Origin of the sequence: Bartonella sp. AA81SXKL (assembly GCF_042196945.1) — a bacterium.
GTDB lineage: Bacteria > Pseudomonadota > Alphaproteobacteria > Rhizobiales > Rhizobiaceae > Bartonella.
Genome location: NZ_JBHIRH010000132.1, coordinates 1 through 960 on the forward strand (window position 1 = coordinate 1; position 960 = coordinate 960).

The window sequence follows — 960 nt, forward strand, 5'->3', positions numbered from 1 at the left end:
ATGCGAGGGCGCTCGCAACCGGCAGGGGAGCTTGAAGTGAAAGCTAAAAATCCACACTTTAACGACATTTCGATAGGCAGAAAAATTCGCTTTAAAAGAACAATGCTGGGAATGTCGCAAAAGAAATTAGGCAGTCAGTTAGGGGTGACTTTTCAACAAATCCAAAAATATGAAAAAGGCTCTAATCGTATAGGAGCTGGGCGTTTACAGGAGATTGCCGACATTCTTAATGTTCCCATTTCCTTTTTTATTCTGGTCTCTCAACAAAAGAAGACGTCTTGTATTGCTGTGATGAAGGGATCGCAAGTAAAGAAGAGCACATCCTTTTGAAAAGTTTTAGAGAGCTCAAACCTAAAAAGCAGAAAGCAATTTTGTGTTTGATTGTCTCATGAGATAAAAACACTGTTTTAAATTTTATTGCTGGTCTCCAGAAATTATTTTATGAACAAGCACTAGGGTTCTCGTCGTACAGTGTGGTTGAATGGTGAAACCCAAAGCCTGAAAATCCAAGATGAAACATTAGCCTGCTTTATAAGTATCGCGAGATTCCGGGAGTTTTTGCTATGTCCAGGTGCGCTCTAGCACTAAAAGCAAAAAAAGCTGATTCGAACTCAGTACTTTCAGACTCCCGGAATACGCATAAGAGGCGCTCGCAACCGGCAGGGGAGCTTGAAGTGAAAGCTAAAAATCCACACTTTAACGATATTTCGATAGGCAGAAAAATTCGCTTTAAAAGAACAATGCTTGGAATGTCGCAAAAGCAATTAGGCAGCCAGTTAGGGGTGACTTTTCAACAAATCCAAAAATATGAAAAAGGCTCTAATCGTATAGGAGCTGGGCGTTTACAGGAGATTGCCGACATTCTTAATGTTCCCATTTCCTTTTTTATTCTGGTCTCTCAACAAAAGAAGACGTCTTGTATTGCTGTGATGAAGGGATCGCAAGTAAAGAAGAGCACAT

Annotated in this window: 1 protein-coding gene and 1 pseudogene; both read left to right on the top strand. The window is 40.4% G+C overall.

Translation table 11 applies throughout. The features are described 5' to 3' along the window. A pseudogene (locus ACFINZ_RS10070) lies at positions 1–392 on the top strand (helix-turn-helix domain-containing protein). Between the two features lie 171 nt (positions 393–563). Beyond that, the coding region (locus ACFINZ_RS10075) for a helix-turn-helix domain-containing protein (protein ID WP_375701437.1) at positions 564–960 on the top strand (397 nt) is incomplete at its 3' end.